This window comes from Priestia flexa NBRC 15715 (genome assembly GCF_001591565.1).
Classification (GTDB): domain Bacteria; phylum Bacillota; class Bacilli; order Bacillales; family Bacillaceae_H; genus Priestia; species Priestia flexa.
The window spans coordinates 1-21,483 of sequence record NZ_BCVD01000016.1 but is presented as its reverse complement, the minus strand read 5'-3'; the positions used below and the strand labels follow the sequence as shown (position 1 = coordinate 21,483).

Below are 21,483 nucleotides of genomic sequence, written 5' to 3'. Positions count from 1 at the left end.
AATAAACGTGTTCTTTTATTTTGCCAATCGCTTTACGATTGTTGCTGTTTTACGAGCTAATTCTTCTATTTGCTCCATTGTATTACCCAACCCAAAACTGAAGCGAATTGATGAAGTAATACGGTTAGAGTCCTTGCCAAACATGGCAACAAGTACGTGAGACGGATCTACAGCTCCTGCTGTACAAGCTGATCCGCTTGATGCAGCAATACCTGCTAAATCCAAATTCACAAGCATAGATTCAACGTTTACACCTTTGAAAGAAAGATTTAGTATATGTGGTAAAGAATACTCGACATTTCCGTTTATATCAAACGATACTTGCTCTTCTTCCAATACCTGTATCATTCGTTCTTTAAACTGCTTATATTGAGCTGCACGTTCTTTTAATGATTCTTGCGCAATGCGAACAGCTTGTTCAAATCCGACAATGCTTGCCATGTTCTCTGTACCTGCTCTGCGCTTTCTCTCTTGCTCTCCTCCAAATAAAAGTGGCGAAAGCGTAACGTGTGGAGCAGCATATAAAAAGCCAATCCCTTTTGGTCCGTTAACTTTATGAGAAGAAACGGAGAGAAGATCGACACCTAATTGTTGCACATTTAATGAAATTAATCCATAAACTTGCACTGCATCCGTATGGAAATAAGCACCATATTCTTTTAACAAGGCACCAATTTCTGAAATTGGCTGGATTGTGCCAACCTCATTGTTGCCGTACATAACTGAAACTAAAATCGTTCTATCCGTTAAGGACCTCTTAATATCTTCAACCGACACACGTCCAGTTTCATCAACCGGTAGATACGTCACTTCAAAACCTTGTTCTTCTAGAAACTGACAAGTATGCAACACAGCATGATGCTCAATAGATGTCGTAATAATATGATTGCCACGATGTTTATTCGCAAGCGCAACACCAATCAGCGCCATGTTGTCTGCTTCCGTTCCACCGCTCGTGAAGATAATGTCATTTTCACGTGCTCCAATACTGCTGGCAATTGTTTGACGCGCTTCATCCAAATATCTGCGACTTTCTCGTCCGTAGTGATGAATGCTTGACGGATTCCCAAAATGCTCATGCATAAACGTCGTCATTTTTTCAACAACTGCTGGGTGTACAGGAGACGTTGCTGCATGGTCTACATAAATACGCTCCAACTAAAAACTCCTCCTAACTCAACCAATTAAATATAAAACATATATGATTCTTCTTCATCACCTGAATGATTCGCTAAATCTTCAAGCGTTGTGCTATCTAACACTTCTTTAACTGCATCACGAATGCGAATCCACAGCTCTCTTTTAGCTGGCTCTTCGTCTTCCAATCCTTCTACTGGACTAATTGGTCCTTCCAGTACCGAAATAATGTCTCCTGCTGTAATATTGGTAGGTTCATGTGCTAAAATATAGCCACCGTACGCACCTCTGACGCTTTTTACAAGACCTGCATTACGAAGAGGCGAAATTAATTGCTCAAGATAATGTTCCGATAAGTCATGGTTTTGAGCGATTGTTTTTAATGAAATGGGACCTTCACCAAAGCGTTTTGCCAGTGCAATCATAATTGTTAAACCGTAGCGTCCTTTTGTCGAGATTTTCATTTTCTCCACTCCTTCTCATATCCATAAGGTGTTTATAATAGGTCGTTCATTATTCATTATTTCAAATTTAAATAGTCTATTTAAAAACGTTATACTGTTGACATTATATCATACTATCCCTATGAGAGAAATTTCAACACTTTTTTAGATATGATACAGTAAAATCAAACTATATATTTAATTCTAAAAGGAGGTCACTGCATGAATAATAACCCGCTTGCATTTCGCATGCGTCCTAAAGATATCAATGAAATTATTGGACAGCAGCATCTTGTTGGAAAAGACAAAATGATTTATCGAATGGTCAAAGCCAACCACCTAAGCTCAATGATTCTATACGGTCCGCCCGGTGTAGGGAAAACATCTATTGCTACAGCTATTGCTAAAACAACCAAAACAGCTTTTCGACAGCTAAATGCGGTTGTGAATAATAAAAAAGATATGGAAATTGTCGCCGAGGAAGCAAAAATGTCCGGGAAAGTAATTTTACTACTAGACGAAGTACATCGACTAGATAAAGGAAAACAAGACTTTTTACTTCCTTATCTAGAAAACGGACTCATTACGTTAATTGGTGCTACAACAAGCAACCCTTATCACGCTATTAACCCCGCAATTCGAAGCCGGTGTCAAATCTTTGAACTAAAATCGTTAGAGCCAGATGATATTGAACAAGCGCTGAACCGAGCACTGCATGATAAAGAACGCGGATATGGAAATCAAAATGTTCAGGTTGATCGTGATGCAATGCTTCATTTTACAACAAGCTGTAACGGTGATGTTCGTTCCGCGCTAAATGCCCTTGAGCTTGCTATTTTATCTACGGATGAAAATGAGGAAGGCGTCATCCATATCACGCTTGACATTGCCGAGCAGTGCTTGCAACAAAAATACTTTTCACACGATAAAGATGGAGATGCTCATTACGACGTACTTTCAGCATTTCAAAAATCCATTCGTGGAAGCGACGTAAACGCTGCGCTTCATTATTTAGGGAGACTGATTGAAGCTGGTGATTTAGTGAGTATTAACAGACGACTTTTAGTCATTGCGTACGAAGATGTTGGACTAGCAAGCCCTCAAGCCGGTGCAAGAACACTGTCTGCCATTGAATCAGCTGAGAGGCTAGGCTTTCCAGAAGCTCGTATACCATTAGCCAACGCTGTTATTGAACTTTGTTTATCTCCAAAGTCCAACTCAGCTTACAAAGCGCTTGACGCTGCTATTGCTGATATTAAAAAAGGTTTATCCGGGGACGTCCCAAACCATTTAAAAGACGGTCATTATAAAGGAGCAGCTAAGCTAGGGAGAGCACAGAATTATCAATACCCTCACGACTTTGAAAACGGCTGGGTTAAACAGCAATACCTTCCTGATAAAATAAAGAATAAACGCTATTATGAGCCAAAGAGAACAGGAAAATTCGAACAAGCATTGGCACAGGTTTATAAAAATTTATCTCCATGAAAAAAGCCCCAAAGAGGCAGTGCCTTAAAAAAGATAAAGGTAAACTTTATTTTTTAAGGCACTGCCTACTGGGGCTTTTTATTACTTATCGTCGCCAACACGCTTAATTGTTACGTCTGCTAGCAGTTCATTAATGACGTGTCCAGCCATGATTAAACCTGCAACAGAGGGAACAAATGCATTTGATGATGGTGGCATTTTGGCTTTGCGAATTTCCGCTGCATCGTTTCCTACTTCTTTACGGATTTCTTCACGAATGACGATTGGTCTTTCATCAGAAAAGACAACGTTAATTCCTTTGCGAACTCCTTCTTTACGAAGTCGCGTACGCACGACTTTCGCAATTGGGTCCGTATGAGTTTTTGAAATATCAGCAATTTTAAAGCGCGTTGGATCCATTTTATTAGCAGCGCCCATGCTTGAGATTATCGGGATATTTCGCTTTAAACACTCTTTCATTAAATGAATTTTATACGAAATAGTATCAGAAGCATCAACCACAAAATCAGGTTCATAGCTAAAAAACTGCTCATATGTTTCTTCTGTATAAAACATTTTTAACGAGATGACTTCACACTCAGGATTAATATCAAGAATTCGATCGCGCATTAAATCTGCCTTAGGTTTACCTACTGTTGATAATAAAGCATGAATTTGACGATTTACGTTTGTGATATCCACATCGTCTTTATCAACCAAAATTAATCGTCCAACACCTGAACGAGCAAGCGCCTCTGCCGAAAACGAACCAACGCCTCCAATTCCTAAAATAGCTACTGTACTCCCTTTTAAAGTTGCTAAGCCATCTTTCCCAATCGCTAGTTCATTACGTGAAAATTGATGCAACATTGTTTCAACACTCCGCCTTTCTATTTCAACACTTTTTAGTAGTGTATACTTTTCAAGTTTTTCTATCATCGCAAATGCTTGCATAATGATTTTATACGAATTAGACTATAACACACTTTTCTTCAAAAGCAAGCATGTCTATCGGTTTACGTATTAAAACTCATAAAAAAACCTTCTCTATACGACAGAGAAGGTTTTTATGTAGGCTAGTCCCAATAATGCCGTCTTAATGCTTTCGTTTTGAACCCGCTCTCGGCAGGTGGGTACTCTGTTTTACACACTGTAAGTCCTTAGAAAAGGCATGTACGCTGTATAAAAACTCCGAGTTCCCAAGCAACAAATTGTTCGGTCAAAACTGTTGTAAAGACGAACATATCAGGACTCTATTGTTCTTGAAAGTATCTTATCACAGAAGATTTTGTTTTGCAATATTATGCTTCTGTTTTTGCTTTTCGAATATCTAGATTTAGTTCCTCAAGCTGAGCTTCGCTTACTTCACCCGGTGCGTTTGTTAGTAGACAGCTTGCACTTGCTGTTTTCGGGAATGCAATCGTATCACGAAGGTTCGTACGTCCAGCAAGCAGCATAACAAGACGATCAAGTCCTAATGCAATTCCACCGTGAGGAGGTGTACCGTATTCAAATGCTTCAAGTAAGAAACCAAATTGTTCATGCGCTTCTTCAAGCGTAAAGCCAAGCGTTTTAAACATTTGTTCTTGAATGTCACGCTCATAAATACGCAGTGATCCACCACCAAGCTCATAGCCGTTTAGAACAAGATCATACGCTTGAGCGCGAACGGCACCTGGATTCGTTTCTAACTGTGGTAAGTCTTCACGAACCGGCATTGTAAACGGATGGTGAGCTGCATAGTAACGACCTTCTTCTTCATCATGCTCAAGAAGTGGCCAATCTGTTACCCACAGGAAGTTAAATAGTGACTCATCAATTAGGCCAAGCTCTTTAGCCAGCTTTAATCGGAGCGCACCTAATGCATCTGCCACTACTGATTTTTTATCTGCAACAAATAATAATAAATCGCCTTCTTCAACCTGTAGCGTGCTCATAAACTGCGCTTGTTCTTCTTCGTTAAAGAATTTACTAATTGGTCCTTTCAGTCCTTCAGCTTCAACTTTTAGCCATGCAAGACCTTTCGCACCGTAAATCTTCACAAAATCTGTTAACGCATCGATATCTTTACGAGAATAATTCCCCGCAGCTCCTTTAACGTTAATTGCTTTAACTTGCCCACCGCTTTCTACCGCGGCACTGAACACTTTAAACCCGCAATCTTTTACAAGCTCAGATAAATCGACAAGCTCCATAGCAAAGCGCGTATCTGGCTTATCAGAACCAAAGCGACTCATTGCTTCATCATAAGAAATGCGTGGAAAAGGTGTTTGAATATCTAATCCTTTTACATTTTTCATCACTTTTGACATCATTTCTTCTGTCAATGTCATGATTTCTTCTTGCGTTAAGAAAGAAGTTTCAATATCGACTTGCGTAAATTCAGGTTGACGATCAGCACGTAAATCTTCATCACGGAAGCATCGCGCAATCTGATAGTAGCGCTCTACGCCGCTTACCATTAACAGCTGTTTAAAGATTTGTGGCGACTGCGGAAGCGCGTAAAATTCACCTGGGTGCACGCGGCTTGGTACAAGATAATCACGAGCACCTTCTGGCGTACTTTTTGTTAGAATTGGTGTTTCTACATCTAAGAAGTCGTTATCATCTAAGAAATTACGAATTGTTTTTGTAACGTCACTTCTCATCTTTAACGTTGAAAACATTTCTGGACGACGAAGATCTAAATAACGATATTTTAAACGAACATCTTCTGATACATCCGTTTGATCATTAAGAGCAAATGGAGGCGTCTTTGCTTCATTTAATACCGTAATACGCTCAGCGTGAATTTCGATTTTACCTGTTTTTAAGTTCGGGTTAATCGTTCCTTCTTGTCTGCCGACTACTTTCCCCTCAACTTGTAATACATACTCGTTACGAACGTTTTCTGCAATTTCAAGCGCTTCTTGTGATACCTCAGGGTTAAATACGACTTGTACTAAGCCTCCTCGATCACGTAAATCGATAAAGATTAACCCTCCTAAATCACGGCGTTTTTGCACCCAACCTTTTAACAATACTTTTTCACCAATGGCCGTTTCCGTTACGTCACCACAGTAATATGAACGTTTTGTCATGACTGTTCCTCCTTAAGCTTTGTTCTCTAAGTAAGCTACTAGCTCTTCTAACTTCACTTCTTCTTGCTCGCCTAGTGCCATATCTTTGACGTTGGCTACGCCTTTAGCTAATTCATCATCACCAAGGACCACTACGTATTTTGCTTCCAAACGATCTGCTGATTTGAATTGACCTTTTACTTTTTTATCTTGATAATCTTTTTCTGCTACAAATCCTGCTTTTCGTAGTTTATTAACAAGCGCGACTGATTTTGCTTTTGCTGCATCACCAAGTGTTACAACATAGCAATCAATGCCTTTTTCAACTGGAAGCTCAATGTTTTCAGCTTCTAATGCTGACAATAAGCGCTCAATACTTAAAGCAAACCCAATTCCTGGCGTTTCAGGTCCACCAATTTCTTGAATAAGTCCGTTATAACGTCCTCCGCCACATAGCGTAGTGATAGCACCAAATCCATCTGCTTCACTCATTAACTCAAACGCTGTGTGATTGTAGTAATCTAATCCGCGAACTAACGTTGGGTCAACGACATACTCAATATCTAAATCTGTTAAGTATTGCTGTACGCTTTCGAAGTACTCTTTTGAATAGTCATTTAAATACTCTAAGATAGACGGCGCTGTGTTCATAAGCTCATGGTCACGATCTTTCTTACAATCTAAAATGCGAAGTGGGTTTTTGTGCAAACGATTTTGACAATCGCTACAAAACTCACCGATACGCGGAGAGAAATGATCAATTAGCGCTTGGCGATGCGCTTGACGACTTTCCGTATCTCCCAGGCTGTTTACAACTAGCTTTAGCTTTTTTAAACCTAGCGATTGGTAAAAATTCATTAATAACGCTAACACTTCTGCATCAATAGCTGGATCGTTTACTCCAAGAGCTTCAACACCAAACTGAACGAATTGGCGGAAGCGCCCTGCTTGCGGTCTTTCATATCGGAACATGGGACCAATATAGAAAAGCTTCGTTGGTTGATTTGGATTTCCAAACATTTTATGCGTTACGTAAGAACGTCCAACAGCAGCAGTTCCTTCCGGACGAAGCGTTAAGCTTCTATCCCCTCGGTCTTTGAAGGTATACATTTCTTTTTGAACAATATCAGTTGTTTCTCCCACACCACGCTGAAATAACTCCGTATGCTCAAACATTGGTGTACGAATTTCTTTGTAGTTAAATGCACGACAGATTTCACGAGCTTTTTGCTCCACAAACTGCCAGTATTCTACTTTTCCTGGTAAGATATCTTGAGTTCCTCTTGGTATTTGAACTGACATAAAGCGTCATATGCCTCCTATAACTTCATTTTCTATAACAAAAAAACTCTCATCTCTACTAGCAACTAGTAGGGACGAGAGTTTAAATCACGTGGTACCACCCTAATTGAAGCATACATGCTGTACACTTCCACTCATTCGTTAACGTACGAAACCGTTCAGCTCCTACTAACCGTGCTTTCAGAGCGAAACCTCCGAAGTGTTCATTCATTGAGTCATCATGTAAAATGCTTTCAGCCCAAGGCATTTTTTCTCTCTCCATGTGTCATCTCAATTACTTTTCTTCATCATAGGTTCTATTCATATAAAATTAAGCTATGTAATAGCCTTTCGTTAAAATATAGCAATTGTTTACTATATTACGAATGAAATGAACAGTTGTCAAGAACTTCACGGCCATAAATTATTGGTAAGTTGGAAACGAAATGAATTATGAGCGGTTTAGCTGTTTCCTAAGCTTTTGCACATCTCGAAGCGACAAACCAAATTCAGACGCTAATTCAATTGACGAAGCATCCTTTTCTTTATCTACGAAGTCGTGGAACTGCATGCCGAAAAGCGACTGATTTTGTTGAAAGGAATGCTCTCCTTTATCACTAAATTTCATGTACGTATCCCTTCTTTCTAAGTGCTTTCACACTAAATATGCTCTTTATAGCATTGCCAAAAAAGTCGACATCTTTCATAAATGAAAGGATTTTTTTTCACAACCTCGAATTACTTAGTCTGTGATAAAGGAGGGATACGTATCGCTTTTTTTCGTTCATCTAAACTTTATTTCTTGTTGTCTGTTATCATACTCGTTTGTCTCTCTTCCTTCGATGAGCCAGAATCTCCGAGTTTTTCACCTAGAATCGTTACAGCCGATACCTTACATGTTCGAACAGGACCAGGTTTAGCTTTTTCCATTTCAGCAACACTTAAGCAAAATGATCGGGTTAGCGTTATAGATCAGCAGGGAAATTGGCTTTTTGTACAATTTCAAGACCTTGAAGGCTGGATTTCTAAACCACATACAGCGTTATTAGACTTTAACAACCTCTCTCCACAGCAGCAAATTGAGCTAAAATCTACACCTGTTATCCAAAACGCACCTACAGATTATTTAAAAGGGAAAACCATCATTTTAGATCCCGGACACGGTGGGAAAGATAAAGGGGCCATAGGTACACAAGGTACGTATGAAAAGGACTTAACGCTCCGAACTGCTCGTTTCGTACAAGAAGAGCTTCAAAACGATGGTGCCACCGTAAAATTAACAAGAACAGACGATTCATATGTAGAGCTGTCCAATCGTATTCTAGCTTCAAACAGCGCTGATTTATATATTAGCATTCATTATAACAGCGTTGCTAACCCTGACTTAACAGGACTCATCACGTACTTTTACCATGATAACCAAGACTCTATTCTAGCTGGCTCTGTCCACGCTTCACTTGTCCATCACAGTGACTTAAAGGACAAAGGAGTGCGTTTTGGAGACTACTACGTGCTGCGTGAAAATAAGCGCCCAAGCATTTTATTAGAGCTAGGTTTTTTAAGTAATAAGCGTGAGGAAACCTACATTAATTCCGTTGGGTATCAGCGAAGAGTCGCTCACCAAGTAGCCGTAGGAATTCAGCAATACTTCAAGCAACAATAGAAAAAGCGCCTGTTTGCACATGGTGCAACAGACGCTTTTTTAATCATTTATTTATCTTTGCTTTCAATAATTAACGTAACAGGCCCATCATTGGTGAAGCTAACGTCCATCATTGCTCCAAACGAGCCGGTTTGAACACGAACTCCCTTTTTTTCTAGCTGCTCGTTAAAATAATTATACAGCGTAAGCGCTTTGTCTGGCTTTGCCGCTCCCATAAAATTTGGGCGTCTTCCTTTTCGACAATCACCATATAACGTAAACTGCGAAACAGATAGAATTTCACCTTCAATATCGAGCAATGAGTGATTCATTTTTCCTGTTTCGTCTTCAAACACTCGTAGGTTGACTATTTTATCTGCAAGGTAATCCGCATCTTTCATTTCATCTTCATGCGTAACTCCTACTAAGAGCATAAAGCCTTTGCTAATTTCACCAACGACTTCACCTTCAACGGTAACATTTGCTTCTTTTGCACGCTGCACTACAACTTTCATTCTTCACGTACCTTTCTTAATGCATAATACGACGAACCGAATAGATATCACGAATTTGCTTAATTCGTTCAACAACTTTATGAAGATGACTAATGTTATGAATAGAGATTGACATATTAATGGTTGCCATTTTATTTCGATCCGATCGACCAGAGACGGCTGAAATATTGGTTTTTGTTTCATTGACAGCTTGAAGCACTTCGTTTAACAAGCCGCGACGATCATAACCAGATATCTCAATCTCGACGTTAAATTCTTTACCTTCTTTAATATGCGTTTCCCACTCAACTGGAATTAAACGATTTTCCGAATCCTCCGTATGGACATTTAAACAGTCTGCGCGGTGAACAGATACTCCCCGACCCTTTGTAATGAATCCCACAATCTCATCACCAGGAACTGGATTACAGCATTTCGATAAACGAATAAGCATATTTTCAACACCTGGTACAATAACACCAGAGTCTTTGCGCTTATGCTGACGTACACGCTTCGCTGCCGTATCTCGAGCCAGATCATCTACCTGCACTTCCTGCTCTTGATCACGCTGCTTTCGCCATTTCTCTGTCAAACGATTCGCAACCTGAGCAGCAGTTAAACCGTTATATCCAATTGCTGCATACATATCATCTTCATTTGAGAAGTTAAACTTTTCGGCTACTCGTTTAATATTATCGGTTGTTAATACTTCTTTTACGTCAAATTCCATTTGACGAATTTCTTTTTCAACAAGCTCTTTGCCTTTTTCAATATTTTCATCTCGGCTTTGCTTCTTAAAGAACTGACGTATCTTGTTTTTTGCCTGAGATGTTTGAGCAAGCTTCAGCCAATCTTTACTTGGTCCATAGGAATGCTTAGATGTTAAAATTTCAATGATATCTCCCGTTTTTAGACGATAATCCAGCGTGACCATCTTTCCATTGACTTTCGCACCGATTGTTTTATTCCCAATTTCTGAGTGAATGCGATATGCAAAGTCAATCGGAACTGAACCAGACGGTAATTCAATCACATCGCCTTTTGGCGTAAAAATATAGACCATGTCCGAAAATAAGTCAATTTTCAATGATTCCATGAACTCTTCTGCATCATTAGCGTCATTTTGGAACTCTAAAATTTCGCGGAACCAAGTCAACTTCTCTTCGAAAGATGCATGTTCCGTTGACTTGCCTTCTTTATAAGCCCAATGTGCAGCAATTCCATACTCTGCAATTTGATGCATATCAAAAGTACGAATCTGAACTTCCAAGGGATCGCCTTTTGGGCCAATAACAGTTGTATGAAGAGACTGATACATATTTTGCTTTGGCATTGCAATATAATCTTTAAAGCGGCCAGGCATTGGTTTCCAACAGGTGTGGATAATACCAAGTACCGCATAGCAATCTTTAATGCTGTCTACAATAATACGCACTGCAAGCAAATCATAGATTTCATTAAACTGCTTATTTTGAAGGGCCATTTTGCGATAGATTGAATAGATATGCTTTGGTCTACCTGAAATCTCAACTTTAATCGACACATCATCAACGTTCTCGCGTACTTCATCAATAACTTCTTCTAAGTACTGTTCGCGCTCTGCTCGCTTTTTCTTCATCAAGTTTACAATTCGATAATACTGCTGCGGATTTAAATAGCGCAGAGCTGTGTCTTCAAGCTCCCACTTAATCTTTGAAATCCCCAAGCGATGAGCAAGCGGTGCAAAAATCTCCAGCGTTTCGTTTGAAATGCGGCGCTGTTTCTCTTGTGGTAAATGCTTTAATGTACGCATATTATGCAAACGGTCGGCTAACTTAATTAAAATAACGCGAATATTTTGTGCCATTGCAACAAACATTTTGCGATGGTTTTCTGCCTGCTGCTCTTCTTTTGATTTATATTTAATTTTCCTAAGTTTTGTAACACCGTCTACTAACATTGAAACTTCTGAGTTGAAAGCTTTCTCTAAATCTTTTAGCGTTATCTCTGTATCTTCAACGACATCGTGTAAGAATCCAGCTGCAATTGTGGCTGGATCCATGTCAAGATCAACTAAAATCCCTGCAACCTGTATAGGATGAATGATATACGGTTCTCCTGATTTACGATATTGCTCTTTATGTGCTTCTTTTGCAAAATCATATGCTGCTTGAACAAACGCAACATCCTCTTCATCCAAATACCGTCTCGAATTATCAATGACCTGTTCTGCTGTTAGGACTTGCTCATTTGCCATGAAATCACCTTTATCAACTAGCATTTTTATTAATTCATATTGTAACTATTATCATGAAAATTAATAGAGATGTAAAGTCTTTGGTAATAATTTATCAAATAAAGTCACATTTCAATCTTTTGCTTTCTTCGTATTAAACAAAAAAGCGCCTAATTCATTTAGGCACTTCTCTGTTTGATTATAAATCCGTTCATTAGTACGTCATTAATGTAAATACGTCGTATCCTTCTAGCTTTTCGCGTCCATCTAAGTATGATAACTCAATAAGGAACGCAATGCCAGCAACTACTCCGCCTAGTTCTTCAACTAGTTTAATTGTTGCTTCAATTGTTCCACCTGTTGCTAATAAGTCGTCTGTAATTAATACGCGTTGCCCTGGCTTAATTGCATCTTTATGGATTGTTAATACGTCTTTTCCATATTCTAAGCCATAATCAACTTTAATTACCTCACGAGGTAATTTACCTTCTTTACGAACTGGTGCAAAGCCCACACCTAGCGCATACGCAACTGGACAACCAACGATAAACCCACGTGCTTCAGGCCCAACGATGATATCAATTTCTTTATCTTTTGCATACTTCATGATTTCATCTGTCGCTGCACGATACGCTTCACCATTATCCATTAATGTTGAGATATCTTTAAACTTAATACCTGGTTTTGGCCAGTCAGGTACAATTGTAATATAATCTTTAAAATTCATTCTAATGTTGCCTCCTCATTCATCCGCACTTGCAAGAAGCTTCTCAAACTCACTTTTTAACTGTGCATATGAACTATAAATAAAGTTTTTTTCCATTTCAATTTGTTGCTGTTTCTTGCGATAAGTCACAGACTCTATTAAATCACGTTTAGGACTATTTTTCACTAGCGAAATTAGACCATTGTTTATTGTAACAAATTCTAGTTCGAAAAACACCTGGCAGATAAAATCAATTGTATCTTTTGTCCAGCCTTTATGAATGGCAATCTCTTCTTTATAGTGTTTTAAATCAAACGGGCTTCTTTTAGCCAGCAGTCCATAAAACCACTTAAAATGTTCACGAGTCGGAATCGTATCAAAATAACTATCATTTTCTGTTACGAACATCGCATAAATTCGAGCCGGCTTTCCTTCAGCAAATAAGAGATTTAACCTCTCTTTTGAATCTGGTAAATCTAAAAGAATCATTTGTTTATCAGCTGAATTATATAGACTAGCTTGTTCATCTGTCGAAATCTCAACGACTTGATCCATCGGCAAAATCGCTGCATGCTTTTGAACGGTTTGTTGATTAAACGTCACGATATCCATTTCTTTCGTGAAAATTTCTTGAAAGAATCTCTTCATATCAAATGAATTACGATAATCAAAAAGCTGCCATTCACTCACTGCTACATCTTCAATCATGAGCTGTGGCTTGCGTATATTATTCCATTCGTTAATTGAAAGCTCACCGACTAACGATACTTTGGCTAACGGAGAGACTTCATCTAATACATGTCCTAAACCAAACCCTACGACGTCAATTGATAGCCCATTATCTTCTACAACAAGCTTTAAATGGTTTTTATCACTGCCGATTTTACGCATTGATGTTGGCGTAACACGCTCAACAAGCACCTTCGGCTTGGGGTTATGCATGCCAAAAGGAGCGAGTGTTTGGAGCTCTTCAATACCAGCGATTGTAATATCCTCAACTTTGCATATCGTATCAATCGAGGTAATCGGAATGAAGTCTTGTTCAGTTAGCACTTCTCGCGCTTGTTCATTTAAACGCTGGCGCAGTAGCTCAACATTCTTCGCTTCAAGCGTCATCCCTGCAGCCATCGGGTGGCCCCCGAAATGCGGTAAAATATCACGACTCTTTGATAAGTTTGCAAATAAATCAAATCCAGCAATGCTTCTTGCCGACCCTTTTGCTAAGCCGGTTTCGTGATCCAGACTTAACACAATAGTTGGACGATAGAACTTTTCAACCAACCGAGAAGCTACGATTCCAACAACTCCTGCGTTCCACCCTTCACCTTCAATAATTAAGACTGCATTTTCACTAGGCGGATATAGGCTTTCTACAGTATCGATTGCTTCTTGCGTAATTTCATTTACAATCTGTTGGCGCTCTTTATTTAAAGCATCAATTTCTTTTGCTAACTCGATTGCTTCTTCATAATGAGCAGACATAAGTAAATCGACTGCCGGGTTCGCATCTTGAAGACGACCTACAGCATTAATTCTTGGAGCAAGGGCAAAACCAATTGTGTCTTCCGTAATGTCTTCTTTCTTCACACTGCACACTTTTAATAGCGCTTCAACTCCAGGTCGAGTTGAACTTTTTAAATAGCGTAAGCCCTTTTTCGCTATTAGTCGATTTTCTCCTACTAGCGGCACCAAATCAGCAATTGTACCAATGACAGCTAGCTCCAATAAATGTTCAGGAGCTTCACCGAGCAAAGCGTGAGCTAATTTAAACGCTACTCCAACTCCAGCTAGCTCTTTGAATGGATAGCCTCCACCTGGAAGTTTAGGATGGATAATCGCATAGGCTTCCGGAATTTCTGGACCTGGTTCATGGTGGTCTGTAATGATTAAATCAAACCCTATCTCAGCTGCTAGCTTTGCCTCTTTAACAGCGGAAATTCCAGTATCTACTGTAATAACTAATCCATATCCTTCATCACCAATCTGTCTAAATGCCTGTTCGTTTGGGCCGTAGCCTTCTGTAAAACGATTGGGTATATAAAAATCAACTTGCGCTCCGAGTTGACCTAAAACAGAAAGCATAACGGACGTACTGCTTACACCGTCAGCATCATAATCCCCATATATCATAATACGTTCATTGTTTTCAATCGCTTGACGAATGCGCGCAACCGTTTCTTCCATACCTTCTAAAAGAAATGGGTCATGAAAAGATTCATCCTCAATATGTAAAAACTGTGAGGCTTCTTCTACTGTTTGAATTCCTCGATTAATAAGCAGTGAAGCAACAAGAGGTGTAATATTGAGTTTCTTTGCAAATTCATCAACAAGTGGATCATCTATATGTTTTACATTCCAACGCTTCTTTGACTGTAGCATATCTCATCTCACCCCTTAACCCACATAATTATACTAAAGGCAACCCAAACGGGCAATGAGTGAGCTTAATCTTAACTTTCTGAATATGGGTTAATATGAACAAATACACCTTGAATATTCGGTTCTTCCAGTAACTTCTCTTTTACTACTTTTCCAATTTGATGGCCCTTTTTCACCGTGATAAACGGATCGACTGAAATACGCAAATCAACAATAACATAGTAACCATGCTCTCTTGCATGAAGCGTGTCAATTCGTTCAACACCTTCAACGCCTAACACGATCTCTTTTAAATGTGCGATATCTTCCTCATGAAGAACATGATCCAACGTATTGTGAAAAGCCTCTGCTCCTAGTGTCCAAGCTGTTTTTAACACAAGTACAGAAACAATTAATCCTGCGAGAGGATCCGCATACACTAACCACTCTATCCCAATTTCATCGCCAATAAGAGAAGCTCCAATACCTACAAGCGCTGCAAAAGAAGAGAACACGTCCACTCGATGATCATGAGCATTAATCATAACAGCGTCACTTTTTATTTTCTTTCCAATACGGTATGTGTAGCGGTACAATCCTTCTTTAATAATGATAGCCGCAACTAGAGCATAGACAGCAAAAATTTTAGGAGGCTCTATCCGATTAAAAAATGCTTGAAAAGAAGAAGTTAAAATTTCAATTCCTACAATGGCTAAAAGAACGGCTACGATAATAGCAGCGATTGATTCAGCTTTTCCATGTCCATAAGGATGATCTTCATCAGGTGGCTGCTTTGCAATTTTCACACCAATAAAAACCACAAGTGAGCCTGCAACATCTGAAACAGAATTGGCGGCGTCGGCTATGAGTGCTCGACTGTTTGCCATGACGCCTACAATCGATTTCATGATAGCCAAGACAATATTACCAACCATCCCTACCATCGCAGCAGTTTGTGCTTCTTTAAACCGCTGTTCATTGTCCATTTTTTCACACCCTTTCTAGAACGACATTATTCATTAGCGTACCCAAAATTCTCTTGTACTACTAAGCTTATGATGTGAATTGAAAGGGCAGACACAGAAAAAGTGCACGGAATAATCCGTGCACTTTTTCATTCATTTATTCTGTTTCGTTTTCAACGACTCTCTTACGTTCTAGCTGCTTGCCTTTCCATACAAGCCACAGCTGAGAGGCAATGAAAATCGATGAGTACGTACCTGCAATTAATCCTACTAGTAGAGCGATAGAGAAGTTTAGAATTGAGTCACTTCCAAAAATCAACAGTGCTGCTACAGCAATAATTACCGTAATAATCGTATTCAACGATCGAGTTAGGGTCTCACGCAAACTTAAGTTCACGATAAACTTTAAGTCCTCAAACGTTTTTGATTTGAACTTCTTCATATTCTCTCGAATGCGGTCAAACGTTACAATCGTATCGTTGATTGAATAACCAACGATTGTTAAGATTGCCGCAATGAATGTCAAATCAACCTCAAGACGAGTTAAACTGAAGAAAGCAATGATGAAAAAGGCATCATGTAGTAAGGCTACAATGGCAGCTAATCCCATATACAGCTCAAATCGGAACCCTACATAAATAATAATTCCAATAGAAGCAATTAATACGGCAATCATTGCATTGCGTGCTAGCTCTTTTCCGACAGTCGGAGACACTGTACTTACGTTAGGTTCTGAGCCATACTTTCCACTGAAGTAATCCTTTAAATCAGCAATTTCCTTTTGTGAAAGTACACCTACAAAGCTGGCAACTCCCGTCTTTTTATCATCACCCGTGATAATCACATCGTCTGACTCTAATCCAATTGAAGACATGTCCTTTTCTACCTGTTCTTGAGTTAAAGCTTTATCACTTGCTACTTCAACTCGCGTTCCGCTTGCAAAATCAATTCCTAGGTTAAGCTTGAAGATAAGCAAGGCAATAACTCCGGCTACAACAAGGATGCTTGATAAAGCAAAGAAGCGTTTTCTGTATTTAACAAAATCAAATCTGTCCCAAGCGGTTGGTAAAACTGTTTGACCATCGTCTTTGCTTAAATCATGAATTTCAGATTTTTTCACACCGAATAAGTGAGGTTTTTTATTTAACCAACGGCTGTTAACTAGTAGAGCTAGCAACAATCTCGTTCCATATACAGCTGTCACAAAGCTCAGTACAATCCCAATCATTAACGTTGTCGCAAATCCTTGAACAGAACTTGTTCCATAGATAAACAGCACAACAGCTGCTAACATTGTTGTTAAGTTTGCATCGAAAATCGTTGCAATGGAACGGCGATTTCCTGCTTTAAAAGCAGACATTACAGATCGACCTGTCCTTAATTCATCTTTAATTCGCTCGTATGTAATGATATTAGCATCCACTGCCATCCCGACTCCAAGAATTAAAGCTGCTATCCCTGGAAGAGTAAGAACAACATGCATAAGATCGAATACTAAAAGGTTTAAATATACGTAAAAGCTTAGCGTAATTACCGCGATAAGCCCTGGTAGACGGTAGAATGCAATCATGAAAAGGAAGATGATAGCAATTCCAATTGCTCCGGCAAACATGGTCATATCGAGAGCTTTCTCACCAAATTGAGCCCCGACAGATGTTGAATAAATTTCATCCAATTTAACAGGCAAAGAGCCTGCATTTAATAGATCTGATAATTCTGTAGCACTTTTAACTGTAAAGTTACCACCCGTAATCGATACTTCTTTTTGAGAGAAAACTTGATTTACAGTTGCTGCAGATAAAAACTTAGGATTTTGCTTAGCTGCTTCTGCCTTATAGGAATCTTTTCCTTCCTCAAAATCTAACCAGATGACCAATAAATTATTGGGTGCCATATCTAGCACTTTCTTTGTTACTTCTTTAAACTTATCCGCATCTTTTAGCTTTAACGAAACGCTCGGCTGATTGTTTTCATCAAACGATTGTTTTGCACCATTCTGAGCAAGGTCAGAACCATCCATTAAGATATTGTCATTTACATCACGGAAGGTTAAATTTGCTTCAGTTGATAATAGCTCACGCGCTTGTGACTGATCCGTAACACCAGCCAACTGTACGCGAATGCGATCATCTCCTTCAATTTGAATACTAGGCTCGCTTACACCGAGCACATTCACACGCTGATTTAGCGCTTCAACGGTGCTTTTAAGTGCACTGTTATCGATGACATCACCTTTCTTAGCAGGTTTTACATCATATAAAATTTCAAACCCACCTTGAAGATCAAGGCCAAGCTTAATATCTTTTGCAATACCTGTAACCGTTGTTCCGATTGTACCAAATATTAAAAGTACTAAGAGGAAAAAGGTAACGATACGTCCTCTTTTAACCATGAATAAGAAATCCTCCTTCTTATGTAAAACACATGAGCTGATCGCTGTAAAATACCAACTTAATTATCTTCGATAACTAGGGGTCTGTCAAATGACGAACCATAAAATTTGCATTACTTTAATAATTCTTTCCAATCTTCATTGTCACTAACAGTTTCGAACATATTTGATTTATAAGATTCAATTGTTACATAGCTCATTACATCAGTAATCTTAACAGTCAACACGTCACTAACAACCTGATGCAACGAAAATTCTTGACGCTTTTTCCACTTCTTTTGGTTCAAATACCCCCACAATTCTGCTTCCGTTACGTCTTCGTAACCAATTAAATGAAATTCTTCTAGCTTACTCTCAATTACTGGTTGAATGATTGTCTTTTGCTCATCTGATATTATCGAATTCATGTTCACGACTCCTTTTCTCACACGCATGCAAAATATATAAGCCAGCAAGCTCTCTGTTATTTCTTTGATTCCTTGTCATGCTTGGACACATTCCCTGCATATATTGGATTACATCAATTATAATTTGTCCAAGAAGGCAGTGAGGATCTATGTCTAAATTTTTGCAAGGTACTATTATTTTAATTATAGCTGGATTGATTACAAGAGTTCTCGGATTCATTAACCGCGTTGTTATTGCAAGAATGATTGGGAACGAAGGTGTTGGCCTATACATGATGGCTGTTCCTACTCTTGTACTCGTTATTACGTTAACGCAGTTAGGTTTGCCTGTAGCCATTTCAAAGCTAGTTGCAGAAGCACAGGCACTCGGTGACAAACGAAAAATTAAAAAGATTCTGGTTGTTTCTTTAAGCATCACGTGTACATTGAGTTTTATATTTACGCTCAGTTTAATAGTATTCGCTCCTATTATCGCAAAAACCTTTTTTACAGATGAGCGTACCTTATATCCACTATTAGCGGTTATTCCTGTTATTCCAATTATCGCTATTTCATCGGTTATTCGCGGCTATTTCCAAGGTCTTCAGCAAATGAAACCCGCTGCTTATTCGCAGGTCATTGAACAAGTCGTTCGTATCACTTTAATCGCTGTATGTACAAAGGCATTCTTACCTTATGGAATTGAATATGCCGCTGCTGGCGCTATGCTCTCTTCGGTATTTGGAGAATTGGCATCTCTATTTTATATGTTCTATATGTTTAAACGAAAAAAGAAGTTAACCGTTCGTCGTAACTTTTTTCAATCACTTCGTGCTGGCAAAGATACCTTTTATGACTTGATGAGAATCGCTGTTCCCACTACAGGGAGTCGTATGATTGGTTCAGTTTCTTGGTTTTTAGAACCAATTGTTGTAGCCAAGAGCCTAGCGATTGCTGGAGTAGCAACCACCGTCGCTACTCAGCAGTACGGAGAATTAACGGGCTTTGCACTTCCATTATTAATGCTACCGTCCTTTATTACCGTTTCTCTTTCAACTGCACTAGTACCTGCTATCAGTGAATCCTATGCAAAGAACCATATGAAACAAATTCAGTATAGACTTCACCAAGCGCTGCGCCTATCGTTTATAACAGGGGGACTTGCCGTTGTCGTATTATACGTATTCGCTAACCCCATAATGGAATTGATGTACGGATCAGATAAAGCAGCTATCTTTGTTAAAGTCATGGCACCCTTTTTTATCTTCTCTTACTTTCAAGGACCCCTTCAGGCCGTCCTTCAAGCTTTAGACTTAGCTAAAGCCGCCATGATTAACAGTTTCATTGGCGCAGCTGTGAAAACCGCATTGATTTTTTTATTAGCTTCTCAGCCTACTCTCGGCATTATGGGCGCCGGACTTTCTATTGTAGTTGGCACTATGCTCGTCACTCTTCTTCATTTATCAACCGTTACGAAACAAATTATGTATAAGCTACAAATCATGGATTATGTAAAAAGCTGTATCGTCATGTTAGCTGCTGGATGGGTGGGACAGTATGCGTTTACACATTTTTTTGCCAACCTTCCACTTGTACTACAAACATTAGTCTCTATAATGCTAACAAGCCTGTTATACGTTATTCTTTTATTACTATTCAAGCTTATTACGAAAGAAGAGCTCAACCGCTTTTCAATTCTACGACTGTTTAAAAAGAAATAAAGAAGATGAGCAACCATACTCATCTTCTTTATTTTGGTTCGTCCACTTTATCTACAAAAAAGGTGCCATTATTGTAGGTACAATATGAAATATTCTTTATTTCTTGATAACCTAGCTTTTTTAATTCTTGGCGAAGCCATAGCGTTGTACGGTGATCGAGTGCTAAATGTTCTTCTTGGACTACGCCATCAATAATGTAAGGCAGATTTAAGCTTTCTTTTCCAAAAGGAGCGGTATTATTCTTTTTTTCAAAAACAGAAAGCTTGCCAGAAGGTTCTAAAATAGCAAATTCAACGTCAGCAATATCCTTCACATTTTTATCACGAAGCTGTATGAGTAAATCGTTAAAGTTATAGCGCTGCTTTTTCATTTCCTTTTCACGAATTTCGCCATTTTGAATAATAACCGTCGGCTGACCGTCTAAGAAGTTGCGCATGCGATTACTTTTGAGTGACCAAAGAGCCAACCCAATTTGAATCACAAGTAAGGTGATCATCGGAACTAAGCTATGATGCAATGGATCATTTGTATTTTCAATTGCCACTACCGCTAGCTCTGCTAGCATAATAAACACGACAAGGTCTAAAATACTGAGCTCGCCAATTTCACGCTTACCCATTAGTCTAAAGATGACTAATACGATAAAATATAACAAAATAGTACGAAAAACCATTGTTACGATCTCCATATAAAAACCTCCGCACTTTGACATTCCTGACTAGTTTTCGTTTAAACACAAAAAATAGACGGATTTTTTTGCGTCTATTTCTTCCATTTTGTGAATATGCTCGTACTAAGATTGCAGTTTGACATATAAGGGGGTTTTTAGTAATGGAAGCAAAAAGAATGAGCAGTGCTATCTTTTTTGGAGTAATGATCATCTTTATCATCGGTTTTGTCATCAGCCTTTTGTTAGCACTTTTGTTAAAGTTTTCGTCTGTTACTGAACAAGCTTTGCAACTATGGATTGCTATTTTATCCTTTTTGGCAGTCTTTATTGGTGGATTTATGTCAGGTGGAAAAAGTGGCTCAAAGGGTTGGATGATTGGTGGAGCAACTGGTCTTATCTACTCTGTTCTTATGCTTATGCTACAATTTCTTGGATACAACGAGCTCTTTTCAGCTCAGCAGCTTTTATTTCACGGTGGGTTTTTACTGGTAGCCATGCTCGGCGGTGTGATTGGGGTCAATTTATCAGGCTCTAGAACAGCATAAAA

At 39.0% G+C, this 21,483-nt stretch carries 18 protein-coding genes, 1 other RNA gene and 1 other annotated feature; of the genes, 4 read left to right on the top strand and 15 right to left on the bottom strand.

The window, feature by feature from the left end; genetic code table 11:
- Positions 1-15 precede the first annotated feature (15 nt).
- Both BFL01S_RS04555 and cymR read right to left on the bottom strand, forming a co-directional pair.
- Positions 16-1,158, bottom strand: a complete 1,143-nt coding sequence (locus BFL01S_RS04555) for a cysteine desulfurase family protein (RefSeq protein WP_061784992.1) — start codon at positions 1,156-1,158, stop codon at positions 16-18.
- A gap of 26 nt (positions 1,159-1,184) precedes the next feature.
- Positions 1,185-1,601: a cysteine metabolism transcriptional regulator CymR gene (cymR, locus tag BFL01S_RS04550; protein WP_025911725.1), complete on the bottom strand. Its 417-nt coding sequence runs from the start codon at positions 1,599-1,601 to the stop codon at positions 1,185-1,187.
- A gap of 201 nt (positions 1,602-1,802) precedes the next feature.
- On the opposite strand from cymR, the gene BFL01S_RS04545 reads away from it, so the two are divergent.
- The gene (locus BFL01S_RS04545; RefSeq protein ID WP_061784991.1) at positions 1,803-3,068 is read left to right on the top strand and encodes a replication-associated recombination protein A; all 1,266 of its coding nucleotides are present in this window, start codon (positions 1,803-1,805) and stop codon (positions 3,066-3,068) included.
- A gap of 81 nt (positions 3,069-3,149) precedes the next feature.
- On the opposite strand, the gene BFL01S_RS04540 is transcribed toward BFL01S_RS04545, so the two are convergent.
- The 5 genes from BFL01S_RS04540 to BFL01S_RS04520 all read right to left on the bottom strand — a co-directional run bounded on the left by BFL01S_RS04540 (position 3,150) and on the right by BFL01S_RS04520 (position 8,015).
- Positions 3,150-3,917, bottom strand: a complete 768-nt coding sequence (locus BFL01S_RS04540; protein WP_025911728.1) for a tRNA threonylcarbamoyladenosine dehydratase — start codon at positions 3,915-3,917, stop codon at positions 3,150-3,152.
- A 205-nt stretch (positions 3,918-4,122) separates the two neighbouring features.
- Positions 4,123-4,302, bottom strand: a non-coding RNA gene (gene ssrS, locus BFL01S_RS04535) — 6S RNA.
- 46 nt (positions 4,303-4,348) lie between these two features.
- Positions 4,349-6,127, bottom strand: a complete 1,779-nt coding sequence (gene aspS / locus BFL01S_RS04530) for an aspartate--tRNA ligase (RefSeq protein ID WP_025911729.1) — start codon at positions 6,125-6,127, stop codon at positions 4,349-4,351.
- 12 nt (positions 6,128-6,139) lie between these two features.
- Positions 6,140-7,408: a histidine--tRNA ligase gene (gene hisS / locus BFL01S_RS04525; protein WP_061784990.1), complete on the bottom strand. Its 1,269-nt coding sequence runs from the start codon at positions 7,406-7,408 to the stop codon at positions 6,140-6,142.
- 67 nt (positions 7,409-7,475) lie between these two features.
- Positions 7,476-7,708 (bottom strand) — a binding site (T-box leader).
- A gap of 130 nt (positions 7,709-7,838) precedes the next feature.
- Positions 7,839-8,015, bottom strand: coding sequence for a hypothetical protein (locus tag BFL01S_RS04520; RefSeq protein ID WP_035321387.1), 177 nt, complete (start codon positions 8,013-8,015; stop codon positions 7,839-7,841).
- Between the two features lie 81 nt (positions 8,016-8,096).
- On the opposite strand from BFL01S_RS04520, the gene BFL01S_RS04515 reads away from it, so the two are divergent.
- On the top strand, positions 8,097-9,050 hold the full coding sequence (locus BFL01S_RS04515) for an N-acetylmuramoyl-L-alanine amidase family protein (RefSeq protein ID WP_025911731.1): 954 nt from the start codon (positions 8,097-8,099) through the stop codon (positions 9,048-9,050).
- 47 nt (positions 9,051-9,097) lie between these two features.
- Here the strand turns inward: BFL01S_RS04515 and dtd are convergent, their stop codons facing one another.
- The 7 genes from dtd to BFL01S_RS04480 all read right to left on the bottom strand — a co-directional run bounded on the left by dtd (position 9,098) and on the right by BFL01S_RS04480 (position 18,566).
- Positions 9,098-9,544, bottom strand: coding sequence for a D-aminoacyl-tRNA deacylase (dtd, locus tag BFL01S_RS04510; RefSeq protein WP_025911732.1), 447 nt, complete (start codon positions 9,542-9,544; stop codon positions 9,098-9,100).
- A gap of 16 nt (positions 9,545-9,560) precedes the next feature.
- Positions 9,561-11,759 carry a RelA/SpoT family protein gene (locus BFL01S_RS04505; RefSeq protein WP_061784989.1) on the bottom strand — a complete coding sequence of 733 codons (2,199 nt, stop codon included), beginning with the start codon at positions 11,757-11,759 and terminating at the stop codon, positions 9,561-9,563.
- A 193-nt stretch (positions 11,760-11,952) separates the two neighbouring features.
- Positions 11,953-12,465 (bottom strand): adenine phosphoribosyltransferase, encoded by a 513-nt coding sequence (locus BFL01S_RS04500; protein WP_025911735.1) that lies wholly within the window; start codon positions 12,463-12,465, stop codon positions 11,953-11,955.
- Positions 12,466-12,480: 15 nt separating this feature from the next.
- The gene (recJ, locus tag BFL01S_RS04495; protein ID WP_025911737.1) at positions 12,481-14,823 is read right to left on the bottom strand and encodes a single-stranded-DNA-specific exonuclease RecJ; all 2,343 of its coding nucleotides are present in this window, start codon (positions 14,821-14,823) and stop codon (positions 12,481-12,483) included.
- Between the two features lie 71 nt (positions 14,824-14,894).
- Entirely contained in the window at positions 14,895-15,788 is an 894-nt protein-coding gene (locus BFL01S_RS04490; protein ID WP_025911738.1) for a cation diffusion facilitator family transporter, read from the bottom strand.
- A gap of 136 nt (positions 15,789-15,924) precedes the next feature.
- Positions 15,925-18,159, bottom strand: a complete 2,235-nt coding sequence (gene secDF / locus BFL01S_RS04485; protein WP_061784988.1) for a protein translocase subunit SecDF — start codon at positions 18,157-18,159, stop codon at positions 15,925-15,927.
- Between the two features lie 113 nt (positions 18,160-18,272).
- Positions 18,273-18,566, bottom strand: coding sequence for a post-transcriptional regulator (locus tag BFL01S_RS04480; protein ID WP_025911741.1), 294 nt, complete (start codon positions 18,564-18,566; stop codon positions 18,273-18,275).
- A gap of 149 nt (positions 18,567-18,715) precedes the next feature.
- Here BFL01S_RS04480 and spoVB point away from each other — a divergent pair, with 149 nt between their 5' ends.
- The gene (gene spoVB / locus BFL01S_RS04475) at positions 18,716-20,266 is read left to right on the top strand and encodes a stage V sporulation protein B (RefSeq protein WP_025911743.1); all 1,551 of its coding nucleotides are present in this window, start codon (positions 18,716-18,718) and stop codon (positions 20,264-20,266) included.
- Between the two features lie 28 nt (positions 20,267-20,294).
- Here spoVB and BFL01S_RS04470 read toward each other — a convergent pair whose 3' ends face one another.
- Entirely contained in the window at positions 20,295-20,954 is a 660-nt protein-coding gene (locus BFL01S_RS04470; protein WP_061784987.1) for a DUF421 domain-containing protein, read from the bottom strand.
- Between the two features lie 143 nt (positions 20,955-21,097).
- On the opposite strand from BFL01S_RS04470, the gene BFL01S_RS04465 reads away from it, so the two are divergent.
- Complete coding sequence (locus tag BFL01S_RS04465) at positions 21,098-21,481, top strand: TIGR04086 family membrane protein (protein WP_025911747.1); 384 nt, start codon at positions 21,098-21,100, stop codon at positions 21,479-21,481.
- The last annotated feature ends 2 nt before the right edge of the window (positions 21,482-21,483 follow it).

Coding starts and splice junctions, on each gene's coding strand:
- BFL01S_RS04490 (WP_025911738.1), bottom strand. CDS start 15,788: ATGGACAATGAACAGCGGTTTAAAGAAGCACAAACTGCTGCGATGGTA.
- BFL01S_RS04505 (WP_061784989.1), bottom strand. CDS start 11,759: ATGGCAAATGAGCAAGTCCTAACAGCAGAACAGGTCATTGATAATTCG.
- cymR (WP_025911725.1), bottom strand. CDS start 1,601: ATGAAAATCTCGACAAAAGGACGCTACGGTTTAACAATTATGATTGCA.
- dtd (WP_025911732.1), bottom strand. CDS start 9,544: ATGAAAGTTGTAGTGCAGCGTGCAAAAGAAGCAAATGTTACCGTTGAA.
- secDF (WP_061784988.1), bottom strand. CDS start 18,159: ATGGTTAAAAGAGGACGTATCGTTACCTTTTTCCTCTTAGTACTTTTA.
- BFL01S_RS04520 (WP_035321387.1), bottom strand. CDS start 8,015: ATGAAATTTAGTGATAAAGGAGAGCATTCCTTTCAACAAAATCAGTCG.
- BFL01S_RS04465 (WP_025911747.1), top strand. CDS start 21,098: ATGGAAGCAAAAAGAATGAGCAGTGCTATCTTTTTTGGAGTAATGATC.
- BFL01S_RS04540 (WP_025911728.1), bottom strand. CDS start 3,917: ATGTTGCATCAATTTTCACGTAATGAACTAGCGATTGGGAAAGATGGC.
- aspS (WP_025911729.1), bottom strand. CDS start 6,127: ATGACAAAACGTTCATATTACTGTGGTGACGTAACGGAAACGGCCATT.
- BFL01S_RS04500 (WP_025911735.1), bottom strand. CDS start 12,465: ATGAATTTTAAAGATTATATTACAATTGTACCTGACTGGCCAAAACCA.
- BFL01S_RS04545 (WP_061784991.1), top strand. CDS start 1,803: ATGAATAATAACCCGCTTGCATTTCGCATGCGTCCTAAAGATATCAAT.
- BFL01S_RS04480 (WP_025911741.1), bottom strand. CDS start 18,566: ATGAATTCGATAATATCAGATGAGCAAAAGACAATCATTCAACCAGTA.
- spoVB (WP_025911743.1), top strand. CDS start 18,716: ATGTCTAAATTTTTGCAAGGTACTATTATTTTAATTATAGCTGGATTG.
- hisS (WP_061784990.1), bottom strand. CDS start 7,408: ATGTCAGTTCAAATACCAAGAGGAACTCAAGATATCTTACCAGGAAAA.
- BFL01S_RS04470 (WP_061784987.1), bottom strand. CDS start 20,954: ATGGAGATCGTAACAATGGTTTTTCGTACTATTTTGTTATATTTTATC.
- BFL01S_RS04515 (WP_025911731.1), top strand. CDS start 8,097: ATGAAAGGATTTTTTTTCACAACCTCGAATTACTTAGTCTGTGATAAA.
- recJ (WP_025911737.1), bottom strand. CDS start 14,823: ATGCTACAGTCAAAGAAGCGTTGGAATGTAAAACATATAGATGATCCA.